The organism is Nonomuraea sp. NPDC050022 (assembly GCF_044460705.1).
Classification (GTDB): Bacteria; Actinomycetota; Actinomycetes; order Streptosporangiales; family Streptosporangiaceae; genus Nonomuraea.
Map to the genome: position 1 here is coordinate 42,066 of NZ_JBITKE010000026.1, position 22,707 is coordinate 64,772.

General features: G+C 70.5%; 22 protein-coding genes. 17 read left to right on the forward strand and 5 right to left on the reverse strand.

Going from position 1 to position 22,707, the window contains the following annotated elements; all coding sequences use genetic code 11:
* Nucleotides 1-44: 44 nt before the first annotated feature.
* Complete coding sequence (locus tag ACIBO2_RS58000) at nt 45-506, reverse strand: nitroreductase family protein (RefSeq protein ID WP_358556312.1); 462 nt, start codon at nt 504-506, stop codon at nt 45-47.
* 516 nt (nt 507-1,022) lie between these two features.
* Between ACIBO2_RS58000 and ACIBO2_RS58005 the strand changes: the two genes are divergently transcribed.
* From ACIBO2_RS58005 to ACIBO2_RS58030, 6 genes are read left to right on the forward strand one after another with little or no spacing between them, the layout of a single operon-like run.
* Nucleotides 1,023-1,706, forward strand: a complete 684-nt coding sequence (locus tag ACIBO2_RS58005; RefSeq protein ID WP_358556315.1) for a CBS domain-containing protein — start codon at nt 1,023-1,025, stop codon at nt 1,704-1,706.
* A 1-nt stretch (nt 1,707) separates the two neighbouring features.
* A complete protein-coding gene (locus ACIBO2_RS58010) occupies nt 1,708-2,772 on the forward strand; it encodes a 4Fe-4S dicluster domain-containing protein (protein ID WP_358556317.1) in 1,065 nt (354 codons plus the stop codon).
* Entirely contained in the window at nt 2,769-3,572 is an 804-nt protein-coding gene (locus tag ACIBO2_RS58015) for an FAD/NAD(P)-binding protein (protein ID WP_358556320.1), read from the forward strand. Before ACIBO2_RS58010 ends, ACIBO2_RS58015 begins: the two co-directional genes overlap by 4 nt.
* Nucleotides 3,569-4,309 carry an oxidoreductase gene (locus ACIBO2_RS58020; RefSeq protein WP_358556323.1) on the forward strand — a complete coding sequence of 247 codons (741 nt, stop codon included), beginning with the start codon at nt 3,569-3,571 and terminating at the stop codon, nt 4,307-4,309. The genes ACIBO2_RS58015 and ACIBO2_RS58020 overlap by 4 nt, the downstream gene beginning before the upstream one ends.
* Nucleotides 4,299-5,588, forward strand: coding sequence for a nickel-dependent hydrogenase large subunit (locus tag ACIBO2_RS58025; RefSeq protein WP_358556326.1), 1,290 nt, complete (start codon nt 4,299-4,301; stop codon nt 5,586-5,588). Before ACIBO2_RS58020 ends, ACIBO2_RS58025 begins: the two co-directional genes overlap by 11 nt.
* Nucleotides 5,581-6,012 (forward strand): hydrogenase maturation protease, encoded by a 432-nt coding sequence (locus tag ACIBO2_RS58030; RefSeq protein ID WP_397305277.1) that lies wholly within the window; start codon nt 5,581-5,583, stop codon nt 6,010-6,012. Before ACIBO2_RS58025 ends, ACIBO2_RS58030 begins: the two co-directional genes overlap by 8 nt.
* Nucleotides 6,013-6,081: 69 nt before the next feature.
* Here ACIBO2_RS58030 and ACIBO2_RS58035 read toward each other — a convergent pair whose 3' ends face one another.
* Nucleotides 6,082-6,531, reverse strand: a complete 450-nt coding sequence (locus ACIBO2_RS58035) for a pyridoxamine 5'-phosphate oxidase family protein (RefSeq protein ID WP_397305278.1) — start codon at nt 6,529-6,531, stop codon at nt 6,082-6,084.
* A gap of 304 nt (nt 6,532-6,835) precedes the next feature.
* Here ACIBO2_RS58035 and ACIBO2_RS58040 point away from each other — a divergent pair, with 304 nt between their 5' ends.
* The 9 genes from ACIBO2_RS58040 (at nt 6,836) to ACIBO2_RS58080 (ending at nt 18,393) form a co-directional block, all read left to right on the forward strand.
* Nucleotides 6,836-8,005, forward strand: a complete 1,170-nt coding sequence (locus tag ACIBO2_RS58040) for a globin domain-containing protein (protein ID WP_397305279.1) — start codon at nt 6,836-6,838, stop codon at nt 8,003-8,005.
* A 143-nt stretch (nt 8,006-8,148) separates the two neighbouring features.
* Nucleotides 8,149-11,763, forward strand: a complete 3,615-nt coding sequence (locus tag ACIBO2_RS58045) for a nitrate reductase subunit alpha (RefSeq protein ID WP_397305288.1) — start codon at nt 8,149-8,151, stop codon at nt 11,761-11,763.
* Entirely contained in the window at nt 11,763-13,313 is a 1,551-nt protein-coding gene (gene narH / locus ACIBO2_RS58050) for a nitrate reductase subunit beta (protein ID WP_397305280.1), read from the forward strand. The genes ACIBO2_RS58045 and narH overlap by 1 nt, the downstream gene beginning before the upstream one ends.
* Nucleotides 13,310-13,975 carry a nitrate reductase molybdenum cofactor assembly chaperone gene (narJ, locus tag ACIBO2_RS58055; protein ID WP_358556341.1) on the forward strand — a complete coding sequence of 222 codons (666 nt, stop codon included), beginning with the start codon at nt 13,310-13,312 and terminating at the stop codon, nt 13,973-13,975. Before narH ends, narJ begins: the two co-directional genes overlap by 4 nt.
* The gene (gene narI, locus ACIBO2_RS58060; RefSeq protein WP_358556343.1) at nt 13,972-14,676 is read left to right on the forward strand and encodes a respiratory nitrate reductase subunit gamma; all 705 of its coding nucleotides are present in this window, start codon (nt 13,972-13,974) and stop codon (nt 14,674-14,676) included. Before narJ ends, narI begins: the two co-directional genes overlap by 4 nt.
* Nucleotides 14,673-16,148: a nitronate monooxygenase gene (locus tag ACIBO2_RS58065; protein ID WP_397305281.1), complete on the forward strand. Its 1,476-nt coding sequence runs from the start codon at nt 14,673-14,675 to the stop codon at nt 16,146-16,148. The genes narI and ACIBO2_RS58065 overlap by 4 nt, the downstream gene beginning before the upstream one ends.
* Complete coding sequence (locus tag ACIBO2_RS58070; protein ID WP_358556350.1) at nt 16,145-16,597, forward strand: hypothetical protein; 453 nt, start codon at nt 16,145-16,147, stop codon at nt 16,595-16,597. The genes ACIBO2_RS58065 and ACIBO2_RS58070 overlap by 4 nt, the downstream gene beginning before the upstream one ends.
* A gap of 62 nt (nt 16,598-16,659) precedes the next feature.
* Nucleotides 16,660-17,877 (forward strand): MFS transporter, encoded by a 1,218-nt coding sequence (locus ACIBO2_RS58075; RefSeq protein ID WP_397305282.1) that lies wholly within the window; start codon nt 16,660-16,662, stop codon nt 17,875-17,877.
* Nucleotides 17,878-17,955: 78 nt separating this feature from the next.
* Nucleotides 17,956-18,393 carry a hypothetical protein gene (locus ACIBO2_RS58080; protein WP_358556356.1) on the forward strand — a complete coding sequence of 146 codons (438 nt, stop codon included), beginning with the start codon at nt 17,956-17,958 and terminating at the stop codon, nt 18,391-18,393.
* Between the two features lie 112 nt (nt 18,394-18,505).
* Here the strand turns inward: ACIBO2_RS58080 and ACIBO2_RS58085 are convergent, their stop codons facing one another.
* Complete coding sequence (locus ACIBO2_RS58085) at nt 18,506-18,721, reverse strand: WS/DGAT domain-containing protein (RefSeq protein WP_397305283.1); 216 nt, start codon at nt 18,719-18,721, stop codon at nt 18,506-18,508.
* Nucleotides 18,722-19,273: 552 nt separating this feature from the next.
* Between ACIBO2_RS58085 and ACIBO2_RS58090 the strand changes: the two genes are divergently transcribed.
* Nucleotides 19,274-20,296: an Acg family FMN-binding oxidoreductase gene (locus tag ACIBO2_RS58090; RefSeq protein ID WP_397305284.1), complete on the forward strand. Its 1,023-nt coding sequence runs from the start codon at nt 19,274-19,276 to the stop codon at nt 20,294-20,296.
* Between the two features lie 154 nt (nt 20,297-20,450).
* Here ACIBO2_RS58090 and ACIBO2_RS58095 read toward each other — a convergent pair whose 3' ends face one another.
* Complete coding sequence (locus ACIBO2_RS58095) at nt 20,451-21,263, reverse strand: hypothetical protein (RefSeq protein ID WP_397305285.1); 813 nt, start codon at nt 21,261-21,263, stop codon at nt 20,451-20,453.
* A gap of 128 nt (nt 21,264-21,391) precedes the next feature.
* On the opposite strand from ACIBO2_RS58095, the gene ACIBO2_RS58100 reads away from it, so the two are divergent.
* Nucleotides 21,392-21,886 carry a hypothetical protein gene (locus tag ACIBO2_RS58100; protein WP_358556371.1) on the forward strand — a complete coding sequence of 165 codons (495 nt, stop codon included), beginning with the start codon at nt 21,392-21,394 and terminating at the stop codon, nt 21,884-21,886.
* A gap of 266 nt (nt 21,887-22,152) precedes the next feature.
* Here ACIBO2_RS58100 and tnpA read toward each other — a convergent pair whose 3' ends face one another.
* Nucleotides 22,153-22,593 carry an IS200/IS605 family transposase gene (tnpA, locus tag ACIBO2_RS58105; protein WP_397305289.1) on the reverse strand — a complete coding sequence of 147 codons (441 nt, stop codon included), beginning with the start codon at nt 22,591-22,593 and terminating at the stop codon, nt 22,153-22,155.
* Between the last annotated feature and the right edge of the window lie 114 nt (nt 22,594-22,707).

Below are 22,707 nucleotides of genomic sequence, written 5' to 3' on the forward strand. Positions count from 1 at the left end.
AAGGTCCCCCACCGGAGGGGACCTTCGACCACAGGACAGGTCCATCACTCCAGCACCTCCGGCAGCGGCCGGCGCGGCGAGTCCTTGAAGTCGAACGTGACGCCCAGCCGCATGATCATCTGCGGGTACTCGCCCGAGCACAGCTCCTGGCGCAGAAACTCGCGCAGCAGGTCCATCTCCAGCGCCTGGGTGTGGAAGGCGGCACTGACACCGTGCGCCGCGGCGTGCAGCAGGACGTGCTGCAGCGCCTGTCCTGCGGCGACCCATTCCTCGCGGCTGTCGCCCCGCGTGGTCAGCACGGCCACCACGCCCGTCGCCGCCGCGCTCGGGTCGCCCGGCCCGCCCCAGTCGTGCCGCCAGGAGTAGTCGCGCTGCGCGAAGTGCGGGTCCGTGGATGCGGCCGCGCGAGGATAGCCCTCGGCGGGCACGCCGTCGCGGCGGGTGCTGCCTGGCGGCCGGGACCAGCGGAGGATCTCCAGGGTGAACCGCTCGTCCCGCGCCTGCACGCCCTGCGCCGCAGCTTCCTGTCCGTGTCGGCGCGCAGGCCGATCTCCTCGCCTGAGACGGCGAACGTCCAAGGCTGACTGTTGTGGACGGACGGGGCCCAGCGCGCCGCCTCCACCGTCGCGTGCAGCGCGTTCTCGACCGAACGGATGGTCATGGTCCACCTCCAGAAACCGATGAGCCCAGCGCATCACGCCGGGCCGCTTCGGTGAAGTACGTCATGAGGTGTGAAGCTCGAGCATGAACGCCGCCGCTCGCGCGGGGGCGCACGGCCATGCGGACGCGCGAACTGGCACGAGTGCCGCGCATCCCGCGTTCGCTCGTCATCGCCTGGTGATCCGAAGCTTCTCTCCTGTCGCCACCGCACGCCGCAGGCGAACGGCCCCTCTTGGGTGTGACCTAAGTCATCAAGCACCCCCGGGCCGACCAAGGACCGGCGGGTCCGGGACTTCCGGCCCTACTTCTCCAGCCATCTGGGAGATGTGATGACAACGACCACTTCCGGATGGGAGCACACCATGAGAATGACCGTCGAGAACGTGATGACCACCGACGTGGCAGCCGTCAACGAAAACGCGTCCTTCCACACCGTCGCCGAGGTGCTCATCAGCAGGGGCGTCAGCGGCGTGCCCGTCCTGGACGACGACAACCGCGTCCTGGGCGTCGTCTCCGAGGCCGACCTCCTGGCGAAGGAGGAGTTCAAGGAGCGCTACTACGGCGACGACTACCGCCCGCCGCTGCGCGCCCGGCTGCGCCACGCCGCGGGCAGCGAGGGCAGCGGCTACCGCAAATCGGTCGGTGAGACCGCCGGCCAGTTGATGACCTCACCCGCGCACGTCACCAACGCCGACGTCCCCGTCGTCTTCGCCGCCCGCCAGATCGACAAGTACGGCGTCAAGCGCCTGCCCGTCGTGGACGCCGATGGACGCCTGGTCGGCATCGTCAGCCGCCGCGACCTGATCAAGGCGTTCATCCGGCTGGACGCCGACATCGAGGGCCAGGTGCGCGAGACCGTGCCCAGCGGCCTCGACGTCAAGACGGCCGACGGCGTGGTCACCCTGTCCGGGACCTGCGACCAGCGCAGCCAGACCGTCACCGCCGTCCGCCTGGCCGAGAGCGTCGACGGCGTCGTCGCCGTGCGCGATGAGCTGGGCTGGAAGCACGACGACATCGCCGACCTGCCTGTCTGGGGCGGAGCCTGACATGTCGCTCCTCGACTCGCTGGATCCGCTGATCGGCGCGCTGCGCGAGCGGGGTTACACCGTGGTGGGCCCGACAGTCCGCGACGGTGTGATCCGCTTCGCCGAGCTGGGCTCGGCCGCGGAGCTGCCCGCGGGCCGGACCGACGAGCAGGAGCCGGGAAGTTATCGGCTGCGCGAGGACGGCGCGCTGGTGTTCGGGTTCGCCGCGAGCCCTGATTCGGTCAAGCGGTTCACCCATCCGCCACGGTCCACGCTGTTCCGGATGCGGGACGGGGTGGCCGAGGAGGTGCCGGTCGAGGCGCCGAAGGTGGCGTTGCTGGGAGTGCGGGCGTGCGATCTGGCCGGGCTGGCCGTGCAGGATCGGGTGTTCCTGGGTGGACGGCACCCGGACGAGGCATATCGGCGGCGGCGCGAGGCCCTGTTCCTCATCGCGGTCAACTGCGCGGTCCCGGGCGGGACGTGTTTCTGCGCCTCCATGGGAACGGGACCGCGCGCCTCGTCAGGCTTCGATCTCGCTCTGACGGAACTGACCGGCCCGCACCGGTTCCTGGCCGAGGCGGGCAGCGAGCGCGGGGAGGAGCTGCTGGCCGCCCTGCCGTGGCGCCCGTCCACCGAGGCCGACAGGAAGGCCGCCCTGGACGTCAGCGAGCACGCCGCACGACGGATGGGCCGGACGCTGGACCTCGACGGCGTCAAGGAGCGGCTGGCGGACAAGCGCGAGTCACCCGTCTGGAACGAGATCGCCTCCCGCTGCCTGACCTGCGCGAACTGCACGATGGTCTGCCCGACCTGCTTCTGCGTCACGCTCGAGGACAGCACCGACCTGGCCGACGGGTCGGCCGAGCGGTCCGAGCGCTGGGACTCGTGCTTCACGCTGGAGTTCACCGAGCTGGGCGGGGCGCCGGTGCGCTCATCGGGGGCGGCGCGCTATCGGCAGTGGCTGACGCACAAGTTCTCCACCTGGGTGGACCAGTTCGGAGAGTACGGCTGCGTGGGCTGCGGCCGGTGCGTCACCTGGTGCCCGACCGGCATCGACATCACCGAAGAGCTGGAGCGGCTGCGATGATCCCGTCCCCGTACCGCGTCCGCTCGCGCCGCCCCGACCGCGCCGACACCGTCACGCTCACCCTGGAGCCGCTCGCGGGCGAGTGCCCGCCGTTCCTGCCCGGGCAGTTCACCATGCTGTACGCGCCAGGCGTGGGCGAGATCCCCATCTCGATCAGCGGCCACGCCCGCTCGGGCGGCTACGTACAGACCATCCGCGCGGTCGGCGCGGTCAGCCGGGCCTTGTGCCAGGTCAGACGCGGGGATGTCGTGGGCGTACGCGGGCCCTTCGGCACTCACTGGGATCTGGCCCAGGCCCATGGACTGGATGTGGTGGTGGCCGCGGGCGGGCTGGGACTGGCCCCACTGCGGCCAGTGCTGCGCGAACTGGAGGCGCACGGCGCCCGCTATGGCCGCATCAGCCTCATCGTCGGCACCCGCACCCCTGCCACCCTGATGTACCCGCGGGAACTGACCCGCTGGGGCCGCGACTTCGACGTGCAGGTCACGGTGGACCATCCGGACCGGGCGTGGAAGGGACACACCGGGCTGATCACCAAGCTGGTCGGCAGGATCGTGTTCGAGCCACGCCGTACGTACGCGTTCGTGTGCGGCCCCGAGGTGATGATGCGCGCCACCGCCGAGGAGCTGGTCAGGCGCGGCGTCCCGGCGGGCAGGATCGCGCTGTCGCTGGAGCGCAACATGAAGTGCGGCATCGGCCGGTGCGGCCACTGCCAGCTCGGGCCGCTGTTCACCTGCGTGGACGGGCCGGTGCTCACCTATGACGCGGTGCGCGGGCTACTGGAGGTGAAGCAACTGTGAAGAAGGTCGCGGTCTGGAAACTCGCCTCGTGCGACGGCTGCCAGCTCACCCTGCTCGACTGCGAGGACGAACTGCTGTCGGTCGCCGCCCGCGTGGACATCGCCTACTTCCTGGAGGCCTCCAGTGTCCGCGGCACGGGCCCGTACGACCTGTCGCTGGTCGAAGGGTCGATCACCACGCCCGACGACCTGGAGCGGATCAAGCACATCCGGCGCGTCTCCAAGCACCTGGTCACGATCGGCGCGTGCGCCACGGCCGGCGGCGTACAGGCGCTACGCGACCTGGCCGATGTACGAGAGTTCGCCTCCGTCGTCTACGCCCGGCCGGACTACATCAAGACGCTGGAGCGTTCGACGCCGGTCTCCGCGCACGTGCCCGTCGACTTCGAGCTGCGCGGCTGCCCGATCGACAAGCGGCAGCTGCTTGAGGTGATCGGCGCGTTCCTGGCCGGACGACGCCCTGTCGTGCCGGCGCACAGCGTGTGCGTGGAGTGCAAGGCCCGAGGCAACCCCTGCGTTCTGGTCGCGCACGGCACCCCCTGCCTCGGACCGGTCACCCAGGCCGGGTGCGGCGCCCTGTGCCCGGCCTACAACCGCGGCTGTTTCGGCTGCTTCGGCCCCATGGAGACGCCGAACACCGCCGCGCTCAACGCCCGCCTGCGCCAGGCCGGGATGGACGACGGCGACCTGGAGCGCGTCTACCGCACCTTCAACGTGGGGAGCTTCCGTGACGCATAAGACGATCCGCGTGGGCGGCCTGACCAGGGTCGAGGGCGAGGGCGCGCTGCTGGTCCGCGCCCACGACGGCCGCATCACCGACCTGCGGCTGCGCATCTACGAACCGCCGCGCTTCTTCGAGGCGCTGCTGCGCGGCCGCGCCTATACCGAGCCGCCCGACATCACCGCCCGCATCTGCGGCATCTGCCCGGTGGCCTACCAGATGAGCGCCTGCCAGGCCCTGGAGTCGGCCTGCGGCGTCACCGTGGACGGCACGCTGCGCGACCTGCGGCTGCTGCTGTACTACGGCGAATGGATCGAGTCCCACGCCCTGCACATCTACCTGCTGCACGCCCCTGACTTCCTCGGCTACCCCAGCGGCGTGGCCATGGCCGCCGACCACCGCCCGGCCGTCGAGCGCGGGCTGGCGCTGAAGAAGGCGGGCAACGAGCTGGTCGCCGCCATCGGCGGGCGGGCCATTCATCCGGTCAACGTACGGCTCGGCGGCTTCTACAAGACACCCAGCCGGGCCGAGCTCGCCCCCGTCGCCGAGCGCCTGCGCCACGCGCTCGACATCGCGCTGACCACCGCCGACTGGGCGTCCGGCTTCCACTTCCCCGACGTCGAGCACGACTACCGCTTCCTGGCTCTGCGCCATCCGAGCGAGTACGCGATCCTCTCCGGCGACGTCGCCGTCAGCGACGGCGGCACCTTCCCGGTCGCCGACTGGCCAGGGCACGTCGTGGAGGAGCAGGTGCCGCACTCGACGGCCCTGCACGCCCGTCTCGACGGCCGCCCCGGCTACCTGACCGGGCCGCTGGCCCGCTACGCGCTCAACGCGCCACAGCTGTCCCCCTTGGCGAAAAGGACCGCAGCCGAGGTCGGGCTCGGGAGGGTGTGCCGCAATCCGTTCCGCAGCATTCTCGTACGAGCTGTCGAGATCATCCACGCCTGCGAGGAAGCCCTGCGCCTCATCGACGGATATATCCCGCCAGACCGCCCCGCTCTACCCGTGACCGCCCACCCCGGTGTCGGCCACGGCGCCTCCGAAGCGCCACGCGGCACCCTCTACCACCGCTACCGCATCGACGACGCGGCACTGATCGCCGAGGCCGACATCGTGCCGCCGACCGCCCAGAACCAGGCCCGCATCGAAGCCGACCTGCACGCCCTCGTCGAGCCCCGGCTCGACCTGCCCATCCCCCAGCTCGCCGAGCTGTGCGAACGCGCCATCCGTAACCACGACCCCTGCATCTCCTGCTCGGCGCACTTCCTCGACCTGCACGTACACCATGACTAGAACCGTGATCATCGGCCTCGGCAACGACTACCGAGGCGACGACGGCGCCGGGCTCGCCGTAGCCCGCCTGCTGCGCGACCTGGGCGCCATCGAGAACGGCGGCGACCCAGCCGAGCTCATCGAGGCGTGGACCGGCGCCGACATCGCCATCGTGGTCGACGCCGCCCGCGCGGGCGACCCGCCGGGCACCGTCCGCCGCCACCACGACATGATGGACCTGCCCTGTGGCGGCTCCAGCACCCACGCCCTGTCGCTTGCCGACGCCGTGGAACTGGCCCACGTGCTGGATCGGCTCCCCGGCGAGCTCGTCGTCTACACCGTGGAGGGTGCGGACTTCGACCTGGGCGCGGGCCTGTCGGAGCCGGTGTCGACGGCGGCCCACCGGGTCGCCCGCGCGATCTTCGCCGCCGCGACCACCACCTGACCGCGCCCATCGATCCCGGACGCTCCGCCTCAATGCCGCGAACTTCCTCACGTTCCAGTGATTCGAACGTCATCCCCGCGTAGGTTGCGGGATTGCTCCCGCGTTGGAGTGTGTCTCGCTGATGCGGCGGCCGGAGATCTGCTCGGCCTCGACCACGATGTAGTGGTCCCTGCTGCCCGGTGCCCAGGTGGTCAGCGGCAGTGTCGCGAGCCGATCGATCTCGATGGGGTCGGTCACCGCCCGCGCTTGTCCCACCGCGGTGACCGACCAGCCGGTGCGAAGCTCGGGGTCGAACTTGTCGGCTTCGAAGGCGACCACGGCACGCCGGGTGGCGGCGGCCAGCTTCGACCCGATCGCGGTACGGATCACGATGGACTGGCCGTCGAGATAGAAGTTCACCGGCTGGACGGCCGGCAGGGCGCGATCGGTGAACACGATCCGCCCAATCGGTGCAAAGGACAGCAGGTTGAAGCACTCCTCGCGGGAGAGCACCTGAAGTCCGGACGAATCGAGCTCCATACTCCCTCAAAATCCCTGATCTCATCCCGTTCGCGGCAGCGGCGAAAATCCCCTCTTCCCCCGCCGATCGGCCGGCAATCGGCAGCGCGCCAACGGCACACGGTTTGACGTTGCGACGCTACCCGGCTCGTGGCCGGGATCGGTAGGGACCAAAGTCCCGAGCACGGCGAGATCTTGCGCCCCGTAAGGGACTTTTGGCCCAGTAAGTGAGGACGTTCGCCCTGATGAATGGATTGCCCGTTCCTCCTAGCCTGGGTCGGGCCCGCGGTCGCGGGTCCCCTTCACCCTGCTCTTTGGAGACTTCATGCTGTCCGTGGAATCAGCCACGATCGTCCGTGCCACGCTGCCGATTGTCGGCGCCTCGCTCGACGCCATCACCACGCGGTTCTACGAGACGATGTTCGCCGAGCGGCCCGAGCTGCTCGACGGCCTGTTCAACCGCGGCAACCAAGCCAACGGCGAGCAGCGCAGGGCGCTGGCCGGCTCCATCGCCTCGTTCGCCACCATGCTCCTGGACAACCCCGGCGAGCGGCCCGAAGACATGCTCGCCCGCATCGCGCACAAGCACACCGCGGTCGGCGTCACCGAGGACCAGTACGTGATCGTGCACAAGTACCTGTTCGGCGCCATCGCGGAGGTGCTGGGAGATGCCGTCACCGCGCAGGTCGCCGCGGCGTGGGACGAGGTGTACTGGCTGATGGCCGGCGCACTTATCGCGCTGGAGGCCCGCATCTACGCCGACGCCGGCGCGCGCAACGGCGACACGTGGCGGCAGTGGCGCGTCGTGGCTCGCCGGGAGGAGACCCCGAACGCGGTCTCCTTCCTGCTGCGCCCGGCCGACGACGCCCCTCCCCCACCCGCGCGCCCAGGCCAGTACGTCAGCGTCCGGGTCCGCATGCCCGACGGCGTGCACCAGCTGCGCCAGTACACGCTGTCGAGCGCGGGCGAGGACGGGTTGCACAGGATCACGGTCAAGCGCGTGGACGGCGACCCCGCCGGAGAGGTGTCCACACTGCTGCACGCCACCGTGCGGACGGGTGACGAGCTCACCCTGTCCGCGCCCTTCGGCGAGGTGACGCTGGAGGACGGGGACGCGCCGCTGGTGCTCGTCTCCGCCGGCATCGGCTGCACGCCCATCGTGGCGATGCTTGACCATCTGGCCGCCATCGGCTCGCGCCGCCGCGTCCTGGTGCTGCACGCCGACCGTTCGCCGGCCGAGCACGCGCTGCGCGAGGACATGCTGCGGCTGACGGCCGAGCGGGTCTTCTGGTACGAGAGCGGCGGGGCCGCCCCCGACCGCGACGGCCTGATGGACCTGGACCAGGTGGAGATCCCGGCCGGGGCGCTCGCCTATCTGTGCGGTCCGGTGCCGTTCATGCGTGAGGTCCGCGGCCGGCTGCTGAAGGCCGGGGTCGCGGCTCGCGACATCCACTACGAGGTGTTCGGCCCCGATCTGTGGCTCGCCGACAACTGATGGTCCATCGGCCCCGCGGCGAAGGACTTTGGTCCCTGCCGTGACGAGGGCCGCCGGCCCGAACCTTGAGCCATGACCGCTGTTCCCCCTGTTATTGCTGTGGCGAGGAAGATCCTGTGACCGATATCGACTCCACCCCGGGCATGGGGCCGTTGCTCGCCGCCCGTGCGTTCTTCACCAAGTCGGAGGTGTCGGCGGACGGCCGCACCCTGCACCAGATAGACCCCAGCGGCTGGGACCGCTTCTACCGGGACCGGTGGGCGCACGACAAAGTGGTGCGCTCCACTCATGGGGTGAACTGCACGGGCTCGTGCTCGTGGCAGGTGTTCGTCAAGGACGGGCTGATCACGTGGGAGCATCAGGCGACCGACTACCCGTCGGTGGGACCGGAGTCGCCGGAGTACGAGCCGCGCGGCTGCCCCCGCGGCGCGTCGTTCTCCTGGTACACCTACTCCCCTTCGCGGGTGCGCTACCCGTACGTGCGGGGTGTGCTGCTGGAGATGTGGCGTGAGGCCAAGGCCAGGCTGGGCGATCCGGTGCTGGCCTGGGCGGAGCTGACGGGCGATCCGGAGCGGGCGCGGGCGTACAAGCGGGCGCGCGGCAAGGGCGGGTTCGTCCGCTCCAGCTGGGACGAGGTCGTCGAGTTGATGGCCGCCGCGCACGTGCACACGGTCAAGGAGTACGGCCCGGATCGGGTGGTGGGCTTCTCGCCCATCCCGGCCATGTCGATGGCGTCGTTCGCGGCCGGGACGCGGTTCCTGTCGATGATCGGCGGCACGCTGCTGTCGTTCTATGACTGGTACGCCGACCTGCCGATCGCCTCCCCGCAGGTGTGGGGAGACCAGACGGACGTGCCCGAGGCCGCCGACTGGTGGAACTCCCGCTACCTGATCATGTGGGGCTCGAACATCCCGGTCACCAGGACGCCGGACGCGCATTTCATGACCGAGGCCCGCTATCAAGGCACCAAGGTGGTGGCGGTCAGTCCCGACTACGCCGACAATGTCAAGTTCGCCGACGACTGGCTGGCTCCGCACCCGGGCACGGACGGCGCGCTGGCGATGGCTATGGGGCACGTGACGCTGACCGAGTTCTTCCGCGACCGCCAGGTCCCGTACTTCACCGACTACGTCAGGAAATATACGGATCTGCCGTTCCTGGTCACGCTGGAGCCGCGCGGCGACGCCTACGTGCCGCGCCGCTTCCTGACCGCCGCCGACCTGGGCGAGGAGAGCGAGAACGCGGAGTTCAAGACCGTCTTCCTGAACGAGCAGACGGGCCAGGCGGAGGTGCCGAACGGTTCACTCGGCTTCCGCTGGGGACAGGAGGGCGAGGGCCGCTGGAACCTCGACCTGCAGGGCGCCAAGCCCGCCCTGACGCTTCTCGGGAACCGCGCGGTCGCCGTCGACCTGCCGCGCTTCGACGAGGGCGCCACCGAGGGCGGCTCCGTCATGCGCCGCGGCGTGCCGGTCACCGAGGTGGCCGGCACACTCGTCACCACCGTCTTCGACCTGCTCATGGCCCAGTACGGCGTGGCCCGTGACCTGCCGGGCGAGTGGCCGGAGTCGTACCTGGACGCGAGCCGGCCGTACACACCGGCGTGGGCGGAGGAGATCACCTCGGTGCCCGCCGCGACGATCGCCAGGATCGCCCGCGAGTTCGCCCGCAACGCCGAACGCACCCAGGGCAAGTCGATGATCGCGATGGGCGCGGGTACCAACCACTGGTTCCACTCCGACCAGATCTACCGCTCGTTCTTGACGCTGGTGCTGCTGACCGGCTGCCAGGGTGTCAACGGCGGCGGCTGGGCGCACTACGTGGGCCAGGAGAAGGTCCGCCCGATCACCGGCTTCCAGCACCTGGCCTTCGCCTTCGACTGGCAGCGACCGACCCGGCACATGGCCGGGACCGCGTTCTGGTACCTGGCCACCGACCAGTGGCGTTACGAGCAGTTCGGAGCGGGTGAACTCGCCAGCCCGCTCGGCTCCGGCGCCTTCGACGGCAAGTCGTTCGCCGACTGCAACGCCCAGGCCGCGCGGCTCGGCTGGCTGCCCTCGCACCCGACCTTCAACCGCAACCCGCTCACCCTCGCCGACGAGGCCGACCGGGCCGGCATCCCGGTGGCCGAGCATGTCGTGAACGAGCTGAAGTCCGGAGATCTCCGCTTCGCCGCCGAGGACCCGGGCGATCCAGCCAACTTCCCCCGCATGCTGACCGTGTGGCGGGCCAACCTGCTCGGCTCCTCCGGCAAGGGCAACGAGTATTTCCTGCGCCATCTGCTCGGCGCCGACGCCGAAACCCGTAACCAGGAAGGGCTGCACCCGGCCGAGGTGACCTGGCGCGAGGAGGCCACCGAGGGCAAGCTCGACCTGCTCACCACGATCGACTTCCGGATGACGTCCACGGCGCTGTTCTCCGACGTCGTGCTCCCGGCCGCCACCTGGTACGAGAAGCACGACCTGTCCTCGACCGACATGCACCCGTTCGTGCACGCCTTCAACCCGGCCATCGCGCCGCCCTGGCAGACCCGCAGCGACTACGACGCCTTCCTCACCCTCGCCGACCGCTTCTCCGAGCTGGCCGCCCGCCACCTGGGCAAACGCACCGACGTGCTGGCCATCCCGCTCACCCACGACACCCCCGACGAGCTGGCCCAGCCGGGCGGCCGGGTACGCGACTGGAAATACGGCGAATGCGAGCCCGTACCCGGCAAGACGATGCCGAAGATCATCACGATCGAGCGCGACTACGCCGCCGTCGGCGAGCGCATGCGCTCCATCGGGCCGCTTTTCGCCGAGTTGGGACTGACGACCAAGGCCGTGACCTACCGGGTCGGCCCGGAGCTCGACTACCTGGCCGGCAAGAACGGCACCACCGGCGAAGGACGCGTCTCGCTGGCCACGGCCGACCGGATGTGCGAGGCCATCCTCGCGCTGTCGGGCACCACCAACGGCCGCCTGGCCACGCAGGGGTTCGAGAGCCTGGAGCGGCGCACCGGCACGCGGCTGGCCGACCTGGCCGCCGAGCACGAGGGCAAGCGCATCACGTTCGCCGACACGCAGTCCAGGCCGCAACCGGTGATCACCTCACCCGAATGGTCCGGGTCGGAGACCGGCGGGCGCCGCTACTCCGCCTTCGTGATCAACGTCGAGCGGGACAAACCCTGGCACACCCTGACGGGACGCCAGCAGTTCTTCCTCGACCACGACTGGATCATCGAGCTGGGCGAGCAACTGCCCGCCTACCGGCCACCGCTCAACATGAGCCGCCACTACGGCGAGCAAGGCGACGGGGACGCGGCCGAGGTGACCGTGCGCTACCTCACCCCGCATTCGAAGTGGTCGATCCATTCCGAATACCAGGACAACGCCTACATGCTGGCCCTGTCGCGCGGCGGGCCCGACATCTGGATGAGCGTCGAGGACGCCGCCAAGATCGGAGTCGCCGACAACGACTGGATCGAGGCGTACAACCGCAACGGCGTGGTCGTGGCCCGGGCGGTCGTCTCGCACCGCATGCCCGCCGGGACCGTGTACATGTACCACGCGAAGGACCGCAACGTGAACGTGCCGCTCACCGAGAAATCCGGGCGGCGCGGCGGCGTGCACAACTCCCTCACCCGGCTGCTGCTCAAGCCCAGCCACCTCATCGGCGGGTACGCGCAGTTCACCTACGCCTTCAACTACTACGGGCCGACCGGCAACCAGCGTGACGAGGTCACGGTGATCCGCCGCCGCGGCCAGGAGGTGACCTACTGATGCGCGTCATGGCGCAGGTCGCGATGGTGATGAACCTGGACAAGTGCATCGGCTGCCACACCTGCTCCGTCACGTGCAAGCAGACCTGGACCAACCGGGACGGTGTCGAGTACGTCTGGTTCAACAACGTCGAGACCAAACCCGGTGTCGGCTACCCCAAACGCTACGAGGACCAGGAGCGCTGGCACGGCGGCTGGGAACTCGACCGGCGCGGCAGGCTCAAGCTCCGCGCCGGCGGCCGGATCAAGCGGCTGCTCAACTTGTTCGCCAGTCCGGACCTGCCGGACCTGGACGACTACTACGAGCCGGCCACCTACGACTACGACACCCTCATCAACGCCCCCGCCGGGCCACACGTCCCGGTCATCCGCCCCAAGTCGGCCATCACCGGCCAAGACATGGCCATCACCTGGGGCGCGAACTGGGAAGACGACCTCGGCGGCGCCCCCGAGCACGCCGGCGCCGACCCCAACCTCGCGGCCATGGCCGAGAAGGTGAAGATGGAGTTCGACAAGACCTTCATGTTCCACCTGCCGCGCATCTGCGAGCACTGCATCAACCCGGCCTGCGTCGCCGCCTGCCCCTCCGGCGCGATGTACAAGCGCGAGGAGGACGGCATCGTCCTGGTGGATCAGAACCGCTGCCGCGGCTGGCGCATGTGCGTCTCCTCGTGCCCGTACAAGAAGGTGTATGTCAACCACAAGACCGGCAAGGCCGAGAAGTGCACGTTCTGCTTCCCCCGCATCGAGGCGGGCCAGCCGACCGTGTGCGCCGAGACCTGCGTCGGCCGGCTGCGCTACATCGGCCTCATCCTGTACGACGCCGACGCCGTTCTCGACGCCGCCCGCGTCGCCGACCCGCGCGACCTGCTGGAGGCCCAGCGCAAGGTCTTCCTCGACCCCGACGACCCGGAGGTGGCCGCGGCCGCCCGGGCCTCCGGCATCAGCGAGGACTGGATCCAGGCCGCGCGCCGCTCGCCGATCTACCGGCTGGCCATGCGCTACCGGGTGGCGCTGCCGCTGCACCCCGAATACCGCACGCTGCCCATGGTCTGGTACATCCCGCCGCTGTCACCGGTGCTCGACGCCGTCACCGGCATGGGCGCCGACGCCGACGACCCGGACAACGTCTTCCACGCCATCACCGACCTGCGCATCCCGCTGGAGTACCTGGCGAGCCTGTTCTCGGCCGGGGACACCGAGGTCGTGGCCGGGGTGCTGATGAAGCTGTCGGCGATGCGCTCCTACATGCGGGCCCGCACCATCGACGGCACCGTCGCCGAGGACCTGCTGGAATCCGCGGGGATGACGGCGTCCGACATGGAGGAGATGTACCGGCTCCTGGCCATCGCCAAGTACGACGAACGCTACGTCGTGCCCGCCGCGCACCGCGAGGACGCCGCCGCCCTGTCCGCCCAGGCGGACGGGTGCAGCCTGGACGGCGACGGCGGTCCCGGCATGAGCGACTTCCACCCGACCGGCGTCACCGGCCGCCGCACTGACGGACGCATGGGACTGAAGCTCTTCGTCGGCAAAGGAGGCTCGGCGTGAAACTCCTGACCCGGCGCGAGCCCGGTGCGTTCGCAGCACCAGAGCATCGTGCGACGCTGCTCCGGCTGATCTCCCTCCTGCTCCAGTACCCGGACGCCGAACTCCTCGCCGCCTGTGACGAGTTGAGCGGGGCCGCGGCGGCGCTGCCCGAATCGCCCACCCGCGACGCCCTCGTCGCCTTCACCGCTTGGTACGGCGAGTGCGAGCCGATGTGGCTGGCTCGCCACTACGTGGAGACCTTCGACCTGCGCCGCAAGTCCAGCCTGTACCTCACCTACTACCTGCACGGCGACACCCGCCGCCGTGGCATGGCCCTGCTGACGCTCAAGCAGCGCTACCGCGTGGCCGGACTCACCCCACCCGAGGGTGAACTGCCCGACTTCCTGCCGGTGGTCTGCGAGTTCGCCGCCCTGGCCGGTCCTGCCACCGGCGAGGCGGCGCTGCGCCAGCACCGCAAGGGTCTGGAGCTGATCCGCACCGCGCTGCACGAGACCGGGTCGTCCTACTCGCTCGTCCTGGACGCGCTGTGCGCGGAGCTGCCCAGCCTGTCGGAGTCCGAGCGCGCCGCCGTCGCCGACCTGGCGCTGGCCGGGCCGCCCGCCGAGGAGGTCGGACTGGCCCCGTTCGGTCCGCCTTTGCACGAAGGGGAGGTGCGGCCGTGAGCGTCGCGCTCTGGGTGGTCGTGCCCTACATCGCTTTGACGATCTTCGTCGTCGGTCACGTCTGGCGCTGGCGCGTCGACCAGTTCGGCTGGACGACGCGTACTACCCAGGTACTGGAGAGCCGGCTGCTGCGACTCGGCTCGCCGCTGTTCCACCTCGGCGCGTTCGCCGCCATCGGCGGCCACGTGCTCGGCCTGCTCGTCCCGAAGAGCCTGACCGAGGCGGTCGGCGTCGACGAGCACATCTACCACCTGGTGTCGGTCAGCGCCGGCACCGTGGCCGGGCTCATGGTGGTCGCGGGCCTGGCCTTGCTGCTGGCCCGTCGCTTCACCAGCCCGCGGGTGCGCCGCACCACCACCCCCGCCGACAAGGTCCTGTTCCTCGTCCTGACTGCGGTGATCCTGCTCGGCATGACCGCGACCATGGGCAAGAACCTGCTCGGCGGCGGCTACGACTACCGCGCCACCATCGCGATCTGGTTCCGCGGCGTCCTGACCTTCCGCCCCGACCCCGGCCTGATGGCGGACGTGCCGCTGATCTTCCAACTGCACGCGATGTCGGCCTGGCTGCTCGCCGCGATCTGGCCGTTCACCCGGCTCGTCCACGTCTGGTCGGCGCCGATCGCGTACCTGTGGCGGCCCTACGTCGTCTACCGGCGGCGCACCCCCCTCAGCGTGCGCAGGTACAAGGAGAAGACATGAGCGTTGTCCGAGCGGCGGCGGTGCCGCTGCAGGCACACTCCGGGCCCGGCGTGTCTGAGGCCCCGCCCCCCGTCCTGATCCAGGGCGGCATGGGCGTCGGAGTGTCCGGGTGGCGGCTGGCCCGCGCGGTCGCCCGCGCCGGGCAGCTCGGCGTGGTGTCGGGCACCGCGCTGGACGTCACTCTGGCCCGCCGGCTGCAGCGCGGCGATCCCGGCGGGGACCTGCGCCGGGCACTGGCCTGCTTCCCGGCGCCCGCGCTCGCCGAACGCGTGCTGAGCCGCTACTTCGTGCCCGGCGGGATCGCGCCGGACGTTCCGTACCGGCCGGTGCCCCGGCTCGGGCTGCGGCCCAACCGCGCCCGCGACGAACTGGCCGTGGTCGCCAACTTCGCCGAGGTCTTCCTCGCCAAGCAGGGCCACGACGGCCCGATCGGCATCAACTACCTGGAGAAGATCCAGCTCGCTACGCCGGCCGCCGTGTACGGGGCGATACTGGCCGGAGCCGACTACGTGCTCATGGGCGCCGGCATCCCGGCCGAGATCCCGTCCCTGCTCGACGCCTTCGTCGCACACCGTCCGGCCGAGATCACCGTCGCCGTGGCCGGCGCCGACGACACCCGGCACACGATCGGCCTCGACCCGGCCGCGCTGCTGCCCCGCCCCGCTGAGCCGCTGCGGCGGCCCGACCTGCTGGCGATCGTCTCCTCCCACGTGCTGGCCGCTTACCTGGCCCGGTCCCCGCGGACGCGGCCCGACGGGTTCGTCCTGGAGACGCCGGTGGCCGGCGGTCACAGCGCACCGCCACGCGGCCGCCTGCGGTTGGACCAGGACGGTGAACCCGTCTACGGGCCGCGTGACGAAGCCGACACCGGCAAGGTCGCCGCCCTCGGACTGCCATTCTGGCTGGCCGGCGGCTACGGCACATCCGACGGGCTCGCCCGCGCACTGGCCGCGGGGGCCACCGGCATCCAGGTCGGCTCGGCGTTCGCGCTGTGCCGCGAATCCGGGCTCGACGACGAGCTCAGGCGCCGCCTGCTGCGCCAGGCCGCCGGTGGCGCACTGGAGGTCCGCAACGACCCGCGCGCCTCGCCCACCGGCTTCCCGTTCAAGGTCGCCCACGTACCCGGCACCGTGTCCGAGAGCGGCGTTTACGCACAGCGGCCCCGCCTGTGCGACCTGGGCTACCTGCGCACCCCATACGTCAAACCCGAGGGCGCGATCGGCTACCGCTGCCCTGCCGAACCCGTCGGCACCTACGCCCGCAAGGGCAGACCCGCCGAGGAGGCCGCGGGCCGCCAATGTCTGTGCAACGGCCTGACCGCCGCCATCGGCCTGGGCCAGCACCGCAGCGACGGCTACCACGAACCCGCCCTGCTCACCCTGGGCCAGGACACCGCCTTCCTCCACGGCCTGCCTGGCGACCACTCGGCCGCCGATGTCGTGGACCACATCCTGCTGGGACCACCGACATGACCGCACCGGCCAACGGCGCATCACACCAGGCTCAGCCGCTGCGCCGGGTCCGGCACGACGTGCCGGCCCCCTACGACGGGATGCTGACCGCGTACGCCGCCGCGCTGGCCGACTCCCCGCTGGCCATCTCCAGCAGAGCCGTCTACCTCCGCCGTGTACGCGGCTACCTGGCCTGGGTCGCGACGGCCTCGGCCCGCGGGCTGCTGGCGGGCGAGCCGCTGGCCGACACGATCGCGGCTGTTCGCACAGCACACGCCTACCACGGTCAGCTGGACGGCCGCTACGCCCCCCGCACGATCAACGGCATGCTCGCCGCTGTCGAAGACTTCCACACGCGTCTCCGCTTGGGTGCGACCGGCGTTCCCCGCGAACGCGCCCCCATCACAGAGCCGGACCGGAAGCCCTCCGCACTTGGGACCTTGGTCAGTACCTCCCGTTCAGGTTTCTGAGCTGGGATGTAACCAACGGCGCCCTCGCACCCCACTGCTGACTGCCATGAGGAAAGATGACAATGACCGATAAGAAGGAACCGGCCACCTTCGGCCGCGAACCCGCGTTGATGCTCGGCTTGGCAACACTCGGCTTCGCACTGAACTTCTGGGCCTGGGCGCTGCTCAGCCCGCTCGGACCGCGGTTCAAGGAACTGCTCGGCCTGTCGGCCGCGCAGCAAGCCCTGCTGGTCGCGGTCCCCGTGATCGTCGGCTCGCTGGGGCGGATTCCCGTGGGCGCGCTCACCGACCGCTTCGGCGGCCGGGTGATGTTCCCGCTCATCTCGGCCGCCACCATCGTGCCCGTCCTGTTCATCGGCCTGGCCGGGCAGAGCTCGCTGCCGATGCTGCTGTTCGGCGGGTTCTTCCTGGGCATCGGCGGAACAGTGTTCGCCGTCGGGGTGCCGTTTGTGAACGCCTGGTTCCCGCCGCACCGCCGCGGCCTGGCGATCGGCATCTTCGGCGCCGGCATGGGCGGCACCGCGATCAGCGCCTTGACCACGGTGAACCTCGTCAAGGCCGGCGGCTCGGCCACCCCCTTCCTCATCACCGCGATCGCGCTGGCCGTCTACGCCGCCGTCGCCTGGCTGTTCATGCGCGACGCGCCGGGGCGCACCGTGGCGGCGCAGCCGCTGCTGGGACGGCTCGCCGCCACCGCCAAACTGGCGATCACCTGGCAGGCCTGCGCGCTGTATGCGGTGGCGTTCGGCGGCTACGTCGCCTTCTCCGTCTACCTGCCCGCCTACCTGCAGACCGGCTACGGACTCGACCAGGCCGATGCCGCCAACCGTATGGCCGGATTCGTCGTCCTGGCCGTCGTGATGCGGCCGATCGGCGGTTGGCTCTCCGACCGGATCGGCTCGATCCCAGTGCTGACCGGAGTGTTCGCCGTGATCGCTGTCATGGCCGCGATCCAAGCCCTCACGCCCGGCCTGATGCCGGTAGGCACCATCGCCTTCCTGACCATGGCAGCCGCGCTCGGCGCGGGCAGCGGCGCCACTTTCGCCCTGGTCGCCCAGGCCGCGCCGGCCGACAAGGTCGGCACGGTCACGGGGCTGGTCGGCGCCGCAGGCGGCCTGGGCGGGTTCGTGCCGCCTCTGCTGATGGGCTTCGTCTTCGGCGAACTCGGTTCCTACGGCCTGGGCTTGGGGCTGCTGGCAGCCGCCTCGGCCCTGACGGTGCTGCTGACGACAACGGTGGTCCGCCTGACGGCGTCGCGGCGCCTCACCTCGGTGGCGTAGTACGTGGAAGTACAGGATCCGGCCCATCGGGTGTGCGCCAGACCGAGGTAGCGGGCAGGAGGTCAAGGTGAGCACGAAATGACGTGGTGGTCGATAGTCCGGTTTCTGCACGTGCTGTCCGCGGCGCTGTGGGTCGGCGGGCAGATCACGGTGTCGCTCGTGGTGCTGCCCTTGGCCCGCCGTCTCTTGGAGGAGCAGCGGCGAGCCAAGATGCTGACCGCAGTAGGCCGACGTTTCGGAATCATCACCGCAGCGGCGCTCCTGCCCGTCCAACTCGGCACCGGCGTGGCCCTCGCCTGGCGCAAGGGCGTCACCTGGGCCTCGCTCACCGACCCCGGCTATGGCCGGATCCTGGCCGCCAAGCTGCTGCTGTTCTGCGCCGTCATGGCCGCGGCCGCCCTGCACGGCTGGGCCAGCAGCACAGCCCGCCCCAGGCTCGCCCGCGCGCTGGCGGTGACGGCCTTGGTGGGATCGCTCGGCGTCGTCCTGCTGGCCACCGCCCTGCCCGCGACCTGAACCGGTCGACGGGCGACCAGAGGACGCACCCGGACGGTGACCGGCCGGCCCTGGATGCCTGCCGCAGCCGCGTGGAAGAAGGTGGCACCCCGCGAGCCCGGGCGCCGGTGGGCTATGGACTCGTCACATTCGGTGGAGCGGTTGCGGCTACCTGACCGCGAAGGGCGTTGGTGAGGCATGGCAGGTCAGGCACGGCGTCGGGGTCGGGGTCGGGGTCGGGGTCGGGGTCGGGGTCGGCGATGAGGCTGATCGTGACCGTTCCGGCGTAGGACAGCACCGCGAAGGTGACGGCGATCGGCGACGGACGCGCCGCCGCTGCCTTGGTCATCCTGACGACGACGGCGATCCGGCCGGCGCGCTGCGGCAGCGAGCATCGCCGCGCGGAGACCAGACGCTCTGCACTGCCCTCACGAAGAGCCGAACGGATCTCCCGGCGTGGTGAGCACCGCGAGCCTCCTCTACGGTCGCAGGTTTGGCCGGCCCAGTGATCTCGATCGGACCCGTCATTGGCCAGAATGGCCTAGTTCCAACCTGGCTGGTGTGAGCTCGGTCTGGGGTACTCGCGCAGGTGACGGCGGGAGATCATGACGAGTGATCATCTGTCATCGGGTGATCTCGTGGTTGGTCATGGAGGACGGCTGCGCAGCCACCCCCGCTCGGCCGGCCGCTTCAGCTTGGCCCGAGCTCCCTCCACCTGACCAGGCTCGACGCTGATCCCGACGGCCTGGGACAGGCAGGCCTTACTACTTCCTGTTCGTGCCGCTCACGATCGGGTTGTCGATCATCGTGGCCGGGTCGCAGACGGAAACGGTCCATTGGACGTGTCCCCAGGGACTTTGGTCCCTGCCGCGAATACGACGGCGTACGGGATCTTGGGTCCATGTCCGCTGTTACCTCTGTGCCTGAGGGCAAGCCGTTCGCGACGCGGTCCGGCGTGCGTAAGCTCGTCGCTGCCGCCGTCGCGGCGCCTTCGGTGCACAACACCCAGCCGTGGCGCTTTTGCCGCGTCAACGACGCGACCATGGACCTGTACGCCGATCTCGAGCGGCTGCTCGCCGTCACCGACCCGCTGGGGCGCGGGCTCGGCATCAGCTGCGGGGCGGCGCTGTTCAACCTGCGGCTGGCGATCCGGATGACCGAGCACAACCCCCAAGTACTGCCGCTGCCCGACCCCGGCGACCGGCCCGATCTGCTGGCCACCGTGCACGCGAGACCCGGCGGCCCACCCGATGCGGATGAGCGGCTGTTGTATGACATGATTCCGCACCGGCGTACCAACCGCTTCCCCTTCGACGGCCGCCCGCTGCCCAGGGACGTGGTGGTCGATCTGGTCGCCGCGGCTCACGACGAGGGCGCCACGCTGGCCCTGGTCAAGGGGCGGACCGCACAGCGGGTTCTGGACCTGGTGGCCATGGCCGACAGCACACTTGCCGACGACGAGTCCTACCGTGCCGAGCTGGCCCGCTGGACCCGCCCGGGGACGTGCTCCGATGGCGTGCCCAAGGACGCCTTCGGCCCTCGTCCGAGGCACCGCGAGCTGCCCATGCGCGACTTCGACCTGAGCGACGCGCGCAGGACGTACGACGTGCCCGGCGAAACCGCGGACTTCGAAGCGGATCCGCAGCTCGCCACCCTGTTCACCCGGGGCGACGGTCCGCGCGACTGGCTGCGCGCCGGGCAGGCGCTGCAGCGGGTTCTGCTCACCGCGACCGCGCACGGTGTGGCGGCGTCGATGTTCAGCCAGCCGCTCGACCTGCGCCCGCCGCAGCACCGCGGCGACCGGGCCGAGCCGTTCGGGCACGTGCAGATGCTGATGAGGTTCGGGTACGGCCCGCTGGTCCCGCGCGTGCCCCGCCGTCCCGTGTTCGAGGTCCTCGACCGTTGCGGGGCCCGCCATGCGTGAGCCGGCGCGACCCTCGCTCGCGGGTGAGAACGGCATCCGGGCAGGGGTATGCGTCCCCGCCCACGGCCGTTCTCGCAGGACGACTCCGGCCACGCGCCGGAGGGCGTGACAGACGGTGCCGAAACTGCAGATCCCCGGCACGCGGCCCCAGGCACTACGACAGGGGCGACAGAGGCGATCGGGGCGGCCGGTGGCCTGGCGGCGGATGCCACTGCTGGCCGGCGCAGCCGTGGCGCTGGCCGCCGGGGCTGTCGGTGGGCTTGCGCTGCTGATCGGCGAGATTCCGGCGCCGATGTCGTTCACCGAGCAGCACGGGCCGCTGATGGCGCTCGGCTTCCTCGGCACGCTGATCGCGCTTGAGCGCGCGGTCGCGCTGCGCCGCCGGTGGGGGTACGCGGCGCCGGCGCTGGCCGCTGCGGGCGCGCGCCTGGCCGGGGCCGGGATGGTGGCGGTGGCAGCGGCTGCACGCCGCCCATGCCGAGGTGAACCTGCTGGGATGGATCGGCCTGACCGTGCTCGGCACGCTGTTCACGCTCTGGCCGACGGTCCTGCGGACCCGCATGTCGGACGGCACGCGGCGGGCGTCACGCGTGGGCTTGCGGCTGGCTGCTCCAGGTCTGGCGGTGGCCGTCGGCGGGCTGCTGGCGGGCTGGCGGTGGGTGGCGCTGGCGGGGCTGGTCGCGTACGCGGCCGGCGGGCCGGCCGTGCTCGCGCCGCTGGCCGACGCGCTGCGGCGCAGGCGGCCCCACACCGGCGCGGCATGGACGCTCGGGGCGGCGATCGTCTGGTTCGAGGTGGCGCTTGCCGCCGACCTGGTCATCGTGGCCACGCGCCCGGCCCACGAGGTCGCCGCGGCTCTGGACCCGTTGCTGCCGCTGGTGCTGGTCGGGTTCGTCGGCCAGGTGCTGTCGGGCTCGTTGCTGCACCTGCTGCCCGCGGTGCTGGGCGGCGGGCCGACCCGGTTCAAACAGAACGCGGAACTGCTGGAGCGCGGTTGGGCACTCCGGCTCGTGGCACTCAACCTGGGGGTACCTCTGCTGGCACTGCCGTGCCGCCTTCGCCGGGGCGGGGCTGTATCACTGCTCGACCATGCCGATGACCCAGCACATCACCAACGGCATGTACGGCGCGGTCATCATCGACCCGCCCGACCTGTCGAAGGCAGACCGCGAGTACCTCCTGGTCCAGGGCGAGCTGTACCTCGGCGAGCCCGGCACCGACCCCCAGGTCGCCAAGATCCGGCAGGGCGAGCCTGATGGCTGGATGTTCAACGGCGCCGCGGCCGGCTACGACCACGCCCCGCTGCAGGCCAAGGCCGGAGAGCGGGTCCGGATCTGGGCGGTGGCCGCCGGTCCCGGCTCGGGTACGGCGCTGCACGTGGTGGGCGCGCCGTTCGACACCGTCTACAAGGAGGGCGCCTACGTGCTGCGGGCCGACGACCCAGGCGGTGCGCAGGTGCTCGACCTGGCACCAGCGCAGGGCGGCTTCGCCGAGCTGGTCTTCCCGGAAGCGGGCACCTACCCGGTGGTGGACCACACGCGTCAAGCCGAGGCAGGCGCACACGGTCTGTTCACGGTGAGCGGGCGGTGAAACGTGGTCCGCGGACGACGCCGTCCTCCGCGCAGGCCGCACACACATGCCGGCGTCTTCCCGGAGGAACGCACGCTGCCGAAGGACTTCGGCGCTTGGAGCAGGCGGAGCAGTTCACCCGCCGCGGTTCTCGCTGGTCACCTTCACGACGGAACTTCAGCGTGATCTGGCGTGGAACCCCGGGCGTTTACGCCCGGGAGGAAACGACAGCACGGGAGGGCCTCCAGGCCCGAGCGGTGCTCTGACAGTCGGTCTCTGTGGGCAGCTCAGCCTGGCCGCTTCTGATTCTCGATGTACTCCTTGATGATCGACAGGGGTGCCCCGCCGCAGGACGCGGCGAAATACGAGGGGGACCAGAAATGGCCGCCCCACAGATACCGGCGGATGTGGACCGGGAACTCCTTGCGCAGGAGCCGCGCCGAGACGCCCTTAAGAGAGTTGACCAGAGTCGAGAGCGCCACCTTGGGCGGATAGTGCACAAGCAGGTGGACATGGTCGTATTCGCCGTTGAACTCCACCAGCGTGGCACCGAAGCTGTCGCACACCTCGATCATGATGTCTTCGCAGCGGCGCAGGATCTCGTCGGTGAACACGTTGCGCCGGTACTTGGGCGTGAAGACCAAATGCGCATGCAGGTTGTAGACCACGCTACGGCCCCGCCGGATATCGGGGTTGGGTTTCCATCGCGGCGACCTGGACCGGACGATAATGTGTTCGATTGTGAGGCTGGTGGTGCAGGTGAATTGCGCCCGTGTGGTGCTGATAAGGGTATTTCGAAGGGAGTCCTACTAGTGGCGATGTAGTGGAGGCGACCGGCTAAC

Excerpts from the sequence above, each read along its gene's own strand:
- ACIBO2_RS58005 (WP_358556315.1), top strand. The coding sequence starts at position 1,023 with ATGAGAATGACCGTCGAGAACGTGATGACCACCGACGTGGCAGCCGTC.
- ACIBO2_RS58010 (WP_358556317.1), top strand. The coding sequence starts at position 1,708 with ATGTCGCTCCTCGACTCGCTGGATCCGCTGATCGGCGCGCTGCGCGAG.
- ACIBO2_RS58015 (WP_358556320.1), top strand. The coding sequence starts at position 2,769 with ATGATCCCGTCCCCGTACCGCGTCCGCTCGCGCCGCCCCGACCGCGCC.
- ACIBO2_RS58030 (WP_397305277.1), top strand. The coding sequence starts at position 5,581 with ATGACTAGAACCGTGATCATCGGCCTCGGCAACGACTACCGAGGCGAC.
- ACIBO2_RS58035 (WP_397305278.1), bottom strand. The coding sequence starts at position 6,531 with ATGGAGCTCGATTCGTCCGGACTTCAGGTGCTCTCCCGCGAGGAGTGC.
- ACIBO2_RS58040 (WP_397305279.1), top strand. The coding sequence starts at position 6,836 with ATGCTGTCCGTGGAATCAGCCACGATCGTCCGTGCCACGCTGCCGATT.
- ACIBO2_RS58045 (WP_397305288.1), top strand. The coding sequence starts at position 8,149 with ATGGGGCCGTTGCTCGCCGCCCGTGCGTTCTTCACCAAGTCGGAGGTG.
- narH (WP_397305280.1), top strand. The coding sequence starts at position 11,763 with ATGCGCGTCATGGCGCAGGTCGCGATGGTGATGAACCTGGACAAGTGC.
- ACIBO2_RS58065 (WP_397305281.1), top strand. The coding sequence starts at position 14,673 with ATGAGCGTTGTCCGAGCGGCGGCGGTGCCGCTGCAGGCACACTCCGGG.
- ACIBO2_RS58070 (WP_358556350.1), top strand. The coding sequence starts at position 16,145 with ATGACCGCACCGGCCAACGGCGCATCACACCAGGCTCAGCCGCTGCGC.
- ACIBO2_RS58075 (WP_397305282.1), top strand. The coding sequence starts at position 16,660 with ATGACCGATAAGAAGGAACCGGCCACCTTCGGCCGCGAACCCGCGTTG.
- ACIBO2_RS58080 (WP_358556356.1), top strand. The coding sequence starts at position 17,956 with ATGACGTGGTGGTCGATAGTCCGGTTTCTGCACGTGCTGTCCGCGGCG.
- ACIBO2_RS58085 (WP_397305283.1), bottom strand. The coding sequence starts at position 18,721 with ATGACCAAGGCAGCGGCGGCGCGTCCGTCGCCGATCGCCGTCACCTTC.
- ACIBO2_RS58090 (WP_397305284.1), top strand. The coding sequence starts at position 19,274 with ATGTCCGCTGTTACCTCTGTGCCTGAGGGCAAGCCGTTCGCGACGCGG.
- ACIBO2_RS58100 (WP_358556371.1), top strand. The coding sequence starts at position 21,392 with ATGACCCAGCACATCACCAACGGCATGTACGGCGCGGTCATCATCGAC.